Annotated in this window: 9 protein-coding genes and 1 pseudogene; 1 reads left to right on the forward strand and 9 read right to left on the reverse strand. The window is 59.1% G+C overall.

All coding sequences use genetic code 11. The annotated features are described in order from the left end of the window. The 8 genes and pseudogenes from JNM42_RS12455 to pstS (JNM42_RS12490) form a co-directional block, all read right to left on the reverse strand. Window positions 1–222, reverse strand: a pseudogene (locus tag JNM42_RS12455) (polyphosphate kinase 2); the annotation flags it as partial. Between the two features lie 102 nt (window positions 223–324). Next, entirely contained in the window at window positions 325–840 is a 516-nt protein-coding gene (locus JNM42_RS12460) for a hypothetical protein (protein ID WP_294270260.1), read from the reverse strand. Window positions 841–1002: 162 nt separating this feature from the next. After that, entirely contained in the window at window positions 1003–1689 is a 687-nt protein-coding gene (locus JNM42_RS12465) for a hypothetical protein (RefSeq protein ID WP_294270263.1), read from the reverse strand. A gap of 113 nt (window positions 1690–1802) precedes the next feature. Further along, window positions 1803–2858, reverse strand: a complete 1056-nt coding sequence (gene pstS / locus JNM42_RS12470) for a phosphate ABC transporter substrate-binding protein PstS (protein WP_294270266.1) — start codon at window positions 2856–2858, stop codon at window positions 1803–1805. 23 nt (window positions 2859–2881) lie between these two features. Further along, complete coding sequence (gene pstB, locus JNM42_RS12475; RefSeq protein WP_294270281.1) at window positions 2882–3643, reverse strand: phosphate ABC transporter ATP-binding protein PstB; 762 nt, start codon at window positions 3641–3643, stop codon at window positions 2882–2884. Window positions 3644–3728: 85 nt separating this feature from the next. Beyond that, complete coding sequence (gene pstA, locus JNM42_RS12480; protein ID WP_294270268.1) at window positions 3729–4640, reverse strand: phosphate ABC transporter permease PstA; 912 nt, start codon at window positions 4638–4640, stop codon at window positions 3729–3731. Next, window positions 4637–5605, reverse strand: a complete 969-nt coding sequence (pstC, locus tag JNM42_RS12485) for a phosphate ABC transporter permease subunit PstC (protein ID WP_294270271.1) — start codon at window positions 5603–5605, stop codon at window positions 4637–4639. Before pstC ends, pstA begins: the two co-directional genes overlap by 4 nt. 106 nt (window positions 5606–5711) lie before the next feature. Then, window positions 5712–6743 (reverse strand): phosphate ABC transporter substrate-binding protein PstS, encoded by a 1032-nt coding sequence (gene pstS, locus JNM42_RS12490; RefSeq protein WP_294270274.1) that lies wholly within the window; start codon window positions 6741–6743, stop codon window positions 5712–5714. 329 nt (window positions 6744–7072) lie between these two features. On the opposite strand from pstS (JNM42_RS12490), the gene JNM42_RS12495 reads away from it, so the two are divergent. Further along, entirely contained in the window at window positions 7073–7696 is a 624-nt protein-coding gene (locus JNM42_RS12495) for a hypothetical protein (RefSeq protein ID WP_294270276.1), read from the forward strand. Window positions 7697–7838: 142 nt separating this feature from the next. On the opposite strand, the gene JNM42_RS12500 is transcribed toward JNM42_RS12495, so the two are convergent. Continuing rightward, on the reverse strand, window positions 7839–8192 hold the full coding sequence (locus tag JNM42_RS12500) for a hypothetical protein (RefSeq protein WP_294270279.1): 354 nt from the start codon (window positions 8190–8192) through the stop codon (window positions 7839–7841). Window positions 8193–8352: the final 160 nt, after the last annotated feature.

The following is an 8352-nucleotide window of genomic DNA, read 5'->3' on the forward strand; positions in this document are numbered from 1 at the left end:
CTGCAACTTGACCAGTTCGCCCTGAAGACGGAAGAGTTCCTTGAAGTAGAAGTTCCGGTCCAGATCCATGGCCCGGTCTCTCGGGCTGGTGACTTCGGAGACCAGCGCGTCCATGCGCTCGTCGTCGATTTCCATTTCCAGCTCTTCGTCGAAACTGTCGAGCATTTCGGAATGAATCCGGCGCTCGAAATCCTGGCGTTCCTTGGTCTTGTCTGCGTTCATGAGGCCTCCTGCGGGGTGTTTGCGCTCGCGGAAAGGGAGCGCTCCTGTAACAGTGAATCTGACGATAGCCGATTCCGGAGCTTAGCCAACGGCAAGGCCGGCTTAAGCGGCTTGTGCGTGAGCGACCGCATCGAGAACTCTCAATGTCCAGCGCTCATCGTCGGGGCGGACAACCAGGACGCGAAAACCATGCGCTTCGCCCTCCATCCGCACCCCCTCCGAATCGTCAATGTGCAGATCGATACCGAATGCCGGCGGGAATTTTGAGGGCAAACACGAAAATCCATGGGCCGCCAATCCATGGCGATGACGCTCGCTGTTGACCACCCCGTCGACGCGGATGCCATGCAGCAACAGCCAGCGCCGTATGTAAAACGGCGTACGCCCGGATGTCGTGTAAATCCAGACGCTGCATCCCCGGCGCCGCAACTCGCGCATCAGCGAGCCGGTGCCCTGGCGCAGGGGCTCGCCAAGCCAGCGATGAATGAACGTGGGGAAATAGCCCTGCTCGGCAGGCACTTCACCCCGATGGCAAGCCAAGGTGTCATCCAGATCGAAGGAGATGCGTGTGCGTTGCGGCCTGAAGGTCGAGGCGAAGACAGAGTGCAGGATGCTCATGGTTTGAAGTACCTGTGTTCCGGAAACCTGGATTGGACTCCGCTGTAAAGGATGGATTTTCCTTCCGAAGTCCATTTTTGGAGCTTGGAAGGCAAAGCGCCAGTGGAGTCCGGCATTTTAACAGTTCTCATGACGACAAAACGCCGGGGAACAGGCGCGAGATCAAGGCAACACCCGATAATCGCGGAGGGTTCCTTCGACGAAACTGGCCTGTTCTTCAAGAAAGGCGGCGTACTTCTTCTTGATCTTGGGTAATTGGTACAGTGCCTTTACGCCGCGCTTGGGAAGATTGCGCATTATGGTGGAAGGATTGAAGTAGCCCGCCGCGTTATCGACGGTCAGAACAAAAGGGGGGAAACCCTCGCGCATGAGCAGATAACTGACGAGCAGCGATCCGCTACGGTGATTGCCTTCAATGAACAGTTGCGGCTTGCTCAGGATCCGCACATAGGCCCCTGCCGCGCGTTTCCAGACCGACTCGTTGCGGTGCATGCCGTACCACTCGAGCAAATCCTTGATGCCGCCACCGTTCTCCTCGTTGTCGAAAAAGTACTCCTCGCTTGCGGCGATATGATCGGCGTACTCCGCCCGACGTTCCGGGCTGGTTCCGCACAACACGGTGGTGTTGATCTCAAGCATCAGGTCGACTTGCTGAAGGGAAAACAGATCGACGCCGCGTTTTACATAGTCGTCGACCAGCGCGTAGCCAGCAAGCATATTCCGCCGCACAGCGTCGATGAAGGGGTCGCGCGGCTCGGAAAAACCCTCGCTGAGCAAATTGAAACTAGCCTGCACCTGCATCAACAGGCGTTCGATCGCTGGCAGATTCAGACGTCGAGGCGCAGGCATGAGCGACCTTTGGCGAGTAGGGACCGGGTGGATGTCGAACCAGAAAGACGACGGGCGATCACCCGGCGTCTCCCCGAGAACAAGAGGGGGATACGCAGCATCCGCCATCTATTTTACTGCACGCGGGTCAAGGCTGCCTTGCCAAGCTCCGCCACATTGGCGGGCAAGCGGATATAACCGAGTTCACTGCTCAATCCCTGGCCTTCGCTCAGACCCCAGTTCACAAAGCGCTTCAAGGCGGCCGCCTTGGCCGGATCGGCGTTGCGTTCCTTGAGTAGGAGCCAACTGAACGAGATGATGGGGTAAGACTCGGCGCCGTCAGGATCGGGGATGAAGACGCGCAGGTTGGCCGGAATACGGTTCAGGTTGGCGGCCAGCGTCGTCTCGCCGACGACATCGCTCGGGGCGACGAAGCGGCCCTCCTTGTTCTCCAGATGCGCCGTCGGCAGGCCAAGGTATCTGGCAAAACTGTATTCGATATAGCCGACCGAACCGACGCTGAGTTTGATGCGCGAAGCCACGCCTTCATTGCCGCGCACGATCATGGCGTTGTCTGGCCATGCAACAACCTTGCCGACGCCAGGACCGCGGTCCCGCCACTGCGGGCTGACGGCACTCAGATGATTGGTCAGTGCGAAAGTGGTGCCGCTGCTGTCCTGCCGCGCCACCACGACGATCTCCCGATCGGGAAGATTGAGACCGGGGTTCGTCGCCTGGATCCGGGCATCGTTCCAGCGCGGAATCTTGCCCATCAGTAGCGCTACATAGGTATCGCGACTGAGCTTGAGCGGACCGTTGAGGCCCGGCAGGTTGTAGGCCAGGACGATCAGGCCGGCGGTCGCCGGCACCAGCACGGTACCCTGCTTCGCCGAGGCTATCTGGTCGTCGGTCATGGCGGCGTCGCTGGCGCCAAAGTCAACGCTGTCGGCGAGGAAGCGCTTGACACCATCCCCGCTCCCAACGGGCGCATACTCGACCAGGGTCGTGGGTTCCACCTTGCGGTAGGCGGCGATCCACTTTTTGTACAAGGGTGCGGGGAAGGTCGCTCCCGCACCACGCAGGGTCAAAGTCGCGCCATCGCCCGCTTTGGCGGTCTGCGCCTGCGATACGGGCGCGCTCAGCGCGGCGGCTGCGAGAATCGATCCGAGGATCGCAATTCGAAGCTTCATGAATGGTTTCCTCTAAGGGGTGGCTAGCTGAAATTACCGCTGATGTAGTCTTTGGTCAGCTTTTCGCGCGGATGGTTAAAAATCTGATCGGTCGGACCCATTTCGACCAGATAGCCGGTGCGCGTACCCTGTGAAATATCGACCGAGAAGAACGCCGTGGTATCCGCGACCCGGGTCGCCTGGTGCATGTTATGGGTCACCAGGGCGATGGTGTAGTCCTTTTTAAGCTCGACCATCAATTCCTCGACCCGGCGAGTTGCGATCGGGTCGAGTGCTGAACACGGCTCGTCCATCAACAGCACTTCCGGCTCGGTGGCGATGGCTCGGGCGATGCACAGACGCTGCTGCTGTCCTCCCGAAAGTGCCAGGCCGCTGACCTTGAGCTTGTCCTTGACTTCGTCCCACAGCGCCGCGCCCTGCAGGGCATGCTTGACGCGATCATCGACGTCGCCCTTGTAGCGATTGAGGCGCAGGCCGAAGGCGACATTGTCGAAAATGCTCATCGAGAACGGATTGGGCTGCTGGAACACCATGCCGATGTAACGCCGTACCACCACCGGATCGACACCCTTGCCATAGACATCCTGCCCGAGGAAGTGGACGTGCCCGTCGAAGCGGAAGCCCACCACCAGGTCGTTCATCCGGTTAAGGCTGCGCAGCACCGTACTTTTGCCGCAGCCGGAGGGGCCAATGAAGCCCGTGATCTTGTTCTTTTCAATCGGCACATGGCTGTCGCGCACAGCCATGAAATCGCCGTAGAAAATCTTGTCCAGCTTGCAGTCCATGACTATGGTAGCCGGTGCGCCGGCCGGCACTTGCGCCGGGGCAGCCTGTTGCATCGTTGCGTTCATTGTTCGTTTCCTCGCAGTTTCAAAACCTTGGTTTGCCGAAGATGCGGCTGACGATATTGACGATCAGGACGATCAGCACCAGTACCAGAGAGGCCGCCCAGGCGAGTTCGAGCTGATTGTCGAAAGGCATGCCGGAGAAGTTGTAGATGAGCACCGCAAGCGATGCCGTCGGGCTCATCAGCGCTAGGTGGCCGTCCTCGAATATCCAGTAGTTGCTGAACAGTGCCGTAAATAGCAATGGCGCGGTTTCTCCTGCGGCGCGCGCAACCGCCAGCATGACGCCGGTCAGAATCGCCGGCATCGCGGTCGGCAATACCACCTTCCAGATCACTTGCGTGTCGGTGCTGCCCATGCCGTAGGCGGCATCCTTCATGATCTTGGGTACCATCTTCATCGCTTCCTCGGCGGTCAGCACGACGATGGGCAGCATCAACACCGCCAGCGCGAAGCCGCCGGCCGGCGCCGAATAGGTGCCGGTGGTGAGCACCACCATGGCGTAGGCGAAGACGCCGGCCAGGATCGAGGGAAGGCCGGTCAGCGTCTTGGCGGCAAAGCGGGCGACATTGGCCAGCTTGCTGACCGGGCCCAGTTCAGCGAGAAAGATGGCGGCCATGATGCCGACCGGAATCGCGATCAGGGCGGCGATGCCGACCATGACGAAAGTTCCGAGCAGCGCGTTGCCGAAGCCGCCGCCCGTTTCGAAACCCGCCGGCGGCAGTTCGGTGAACACCTCCAGGTTGAGACGCGCACCGCCGCGCGTGATCAGCATGTAGAGCACCGAGAACAGGGGAATGCTGGCCACTATAGCGCTGACCCAGGTCAGACAGGTGAGCAGGAAGCTGCGCAGGGAGCGTCCTTCGATCTTGCGCTGCAGGCTGGGGGCTGCCGACAGGGAAGAGGCGGAAGATCCGGAAAATTTCGCCACACTCATTTTTTGTTACCTCGCTTGGCGTAGGCCATGATCAATGAACCGGCGATATTGACCGACAGGGTAATCAGCATCAGGATCAGTGCCGCGTACATCAGCACTTCGATCTCATTCGGGCCGGCCTCGGGGAAGTTCAGCGCCAGCAGCGCGGCCAGCGTATTGGCCGGCGAGAACAGGGAGAGCGAAATCTGGTTCGAGTTGCCGATCAGCATGGCCAGCGCCATGGTCTCGCCCAGCGCACGGCCCAGACCGAGCACCAGTGCGCCAAAGATACCGGTGGATGCCGCCGGCACGATGACCTGGAGAATCGCTTCCCAATGAGTCGTACCCATGCCGTGGGCGGCCTGCTTGGTTTTGAGCGGCACCGCACTCAAGGCGTCCTGCGACACGGCGGCGATCGTCGGCAGGATCATGATGGCGAGCACCAGCGCGGCGGGCAGCAGGCCGGGGCCGCTCAGTGTCGTGCCGAAGAATGGAATCCAGCCGAACGAATGGTGCAGCCAGTCGGTGAGCGGGCGAATTGCCGGGATCACCACGTAAATGCCCCATAGTCCATACACGACGCTGGGGATCGCGGCGAGCAGTTCGACGATGGTACGGAAGACAGCGGCCAGGCGAGGCGGCAGGAAGTCCTGCGTCAGAAAAATGGCCATGCTGATGCCGAAAAAACCGCCGATCAGAAGGGCGATCAAGGCGCTGTAGAGCGTCCCCCAGATCGCCGGGAGAATCCCGAACTTGTGCTGGTTAACGTCCCAGACGTTGCCGGTAATGAAGTCCAGCCCGTATTTCTGGATTCCCGGTATGGCTTTGCCACCAATCTCGAAAACCAGCGCCGCAAGCAGCACCAGGATGACAATCACACCGAGGCGAGCCAGGGCGCGAAAAGCACGATCAACCAGCAAGACCATCGACGAGGGCGGCTGGCAGATCGAATCCAGTTTAACAGGCACGACAAAGGGTTTATTCATGAGCGATATCCATTACTGTCGATGGCGCCGGTGCGCATGAACAGCACCGGCGGATTGATGTCGCTTGCCGGAAGAGGAGTGACCCCTCCTCCGCCGGGCGCAAGCCTCACTTGATGTTAGCTGCCGCCTTGCGCACCTGCTCGACGACAACTGCCGGCAAGGGGATGTAACCCATCGAATCGGCGATCTTCTGACCGTCGGTCAGGCCATATTCGATCATCTCGCGCATGGCCTTGGCCTTGGCGGGATCGGCATTTTTCTTGCGGAAGATCATCCAGGTATAGGATGTAATCGGGTAGGACTTGGCGCCGTCCGGATCGGGCAGCCAGGCGACCAGGTCTTCCGGCATCTTCACTGCAGCCAGCGCCTCGGCACCGCTTTCGGCGCTCGGGACAACGTACTGTCCGGCCTTGTTCTGCAGCAGGGCAAAGTCGACCTTGGCCAGCTTGGCGAAACCGTATTCGATGTAGCCAATGGCGCCCGGCGTCTGGCGAACCGTGGCGGTCACGCCATCATTTTTCGGCGACTTGATGAATTTGTCGCTGGCCGGCCAGTTGACCGTGTTGCCCTCACCGAGAGTCTTCTTGAAATCCTCGTTGATCGCCGAGAGGTGCTTGGTGAACACGGCCGTGGTACCGCTCGAATCGGCACGAACGACAACAGTGATCGGCAGGTCGGGGAGGGTCATTCCCGGATTGGCGGCGGCGATCTTGGGATCGTTCCATCGGGTGATCTTGCCGAGGAAGATGTTGGAGTAGACGTCGCGCGGCAGTTTGAGGCCTTTCGGGTTGCCCGGCAGGTTGAAGGCGAGAACGATCTCGCCGGCCGTCATTGGCAGGAGTTGCACACCTTCGGCGACCTTGGCGATGTCTTCCTTGTTCATGGCCGAATCGCTGGCCGCGAAATCGACGGTCTTGTTCAGAAAGTCCTGGACGCCGGCACCGCTACCCTTCGACTGGTAATCCACAGTCACAATGGCGTTCTTCTTGCTGAAATCCTTGAACCAGGCCAGGTAGATTGGCGCCGGAAAGCTCGCACCGGAACCTGTCAGGCGTACCTTCTCCTGCGCCAGAACGGGGGGGTTGGCGCACAGGCTCACGCCAGCGGCAAAGGCCGCCAATATCATTAAACGTCGCATCTGAAAGCTCCTTGGTTTGGATGTCTGTACAGTCTAGGCCGATAGTGTTACAGCTTTATTACCATTCGAAATTCAGCTTGCTGCTACTTAAATTGAAATAATTGCGCACGCGTTCCGAAGGTTCGAATGTCGGTCAGCTTTGCTGTAACAATTCGGCAACATTCAACAGCTAGTATCGAATGACAAGGACTGCCCTGATCCTCTTCATCTGAGCAGCAGATTGGTGACTAGCGATCAGGACAGTTACGTCGTCATGGCATCGGAACCCATTGCGTTAGCTTGGTCATGAGTACCGTCGATCGGGTAAAGCCGAGGTGCGAGGCCAGAACATGAACATAGTTCTAGAAAAATTTCCTGTGCTTGATGCGGCGCATTTCATTTGCGCCGAGCCGCGTTGGATGGGAACGGTTTTGCGGGGCCTTTACCTGCTGGCTGGACTCGGAATGGCCTATTTGGCGACGTTTGTACCCGCCATTCCCATTGCCGCCAGCCTGCTGCTGTGGATCGTCTCCGGTCTGGCGATTCTTGCCGCCATGCGCCCTGCGCGCGCAACGATTTACTATGCCAGCGATGCGCTGGGGATTTATTTCCCGGAACGTAAATGGTCAGGGATTTCTGGCTTTGCCGGGCCGCAGACATGGCTACTCGTTCCCTGGTCGAACATCTCCAGCATCAGCGTCCAGGTGTTGCTGGACGAATCCGGAAATACCAAGGGGGTCACCTTCTGCCTGCGTGCAAGCGATGAGGATCAGCGCTTGTATTTCGCACGGACAGCCATGCTGAAGCATGAGCATCTGCCGCCTGTGGGTGACCGTGCTTCCATCCTCGTCGGATTTCCGAGCGCATTCAAATCACCTTATGACATTGCGGCCTTGTTGCGCAGTTTTCAAAGCCGCTCGTCTGAAAAGACAACTTCGCCAGATGATGATTTTGTGCTGCTGTCCAGGCAGTGATCGCCCGATTCGCAATTTGCAGGACACCTGTTGCGCACAAGCCCACTTAGTGTGATTTGCCGGTGCGACGCAGATCGGCGATGTTTTCTGGTGCTTGAAAAAACTGCCGGCAGTTATTCGTCTATCCTGCAGGCGCTTGCCGTCAGGTCATCGGGAACCCGTTTTCCAGACCTGCATGCAGCGGTTTCCGAGCCTGGAAGCGGGCCAGGATTTCACTGTGCTGCATCCATAAGCGGTGCAGACCGGCAATGCCGAGATCTTCGCTGCTGCTGGCTTCCAGCCGGAACAGGAGAGTGAGCATGGCGCGCAGTTCATCACAGAACTGAGCCTCACGGTCGCCCGCCTGGTCATGGCTGGAATCGCCGTCGAGGAAGTGCCTGACCGCAACCGGGTCAGCCAGATCGAGGTCGCAACGATCGACAAGGTGGGCGATCACCCGGCGCAGGGCAAGGATATCTTCGGAGGCGTGGGTCACGCCGAGCAATGACAGATTCATGTTCATCCTTTCGACGAAACGGCAGGACGATTATCTTCGTCCGCCCGGTTTGCTGGTCTCAAGGATGGTAGTGGTCTACTGTTGCGAAAATGTGAAATGGGGGATGAACCGCTACCGAGTTCGGTGACGGCTATGGCGGGCTGGAAAAGATTTCCCTGAT

It is taken from the genome of Propionivibrio sp. (assembly GCF_016790145.1).
Classification (GTDB): domain Bacteria; phylum Pseudomonadota; class Gammaproteobacteria; order Burkholderiales; family Rhodocyclaceae; genus Propionivibrio.

Bases quoted from the DNA above. Each gene is read 5' to 3' on its own strand.
- JNM42_RS12460 (WP_294270260.1), bottom strand. From the start codon at position 840: ATGAGCATCCTGCACTCTGTCTTCGCCTCGACCTTCAGGCCGCAACGC.
- JNM42_RS12495 (WP_294270276.1), top strand. From the start codon at position 7,073: ATGAACATAGTTCTAGAAAAATTTCCTGTGCTTGATGCGGCGCATTTC.
- pstB (WP_294270281.1), bottom strand. From the start codon at position 3,643: ATGGACTGCAAGCTGGACAAGATTTTCTACGGCGATTTCATGGCTGTG.
- pstC (WP_294270271.1), bottom strand. From the start codon at position 5,605: ATGAATAAACCCTTTGTCGTGCCTGTTAAACTGGATTCGATCTGCCAG.
- pstS (WP_294270266.1), bottom strand. From the start codon at position 2,858: ATGAAGCTTCGAATTGCGATCCTCGGATCGATTCTCGCAGCCGCCGCG.
- pstS (WP_294270274.1), bottom strand. From the start codon at position 6,743: ATGCGACGTTTAATGATATTGGCGGCCTTTGCCGCTGGCGTGAGCCTG.
- JNM42_RS12500 (WP_294270279.1), bottom strand. From the start codon at position 8,192: ATGAATCTGTCATTGCTCGGCGTGACCCACGCCTCCGAAGATATCCTT.
- JNM42_RS12465 (WP_294270263.1), bottom strand. From the start codon at position 1,689: ATGCCTGCGCCTCGACGTCTGAATCTGCCAGCGATCGAACGCCTGTTG.
- pstA (WP_294270268.1), bottom strand. From the start codon at position 4,640: ATGAGTGTGGCGAAATTTTCCGGATCTTCCGCCTCTTCCCTGTCGGCA.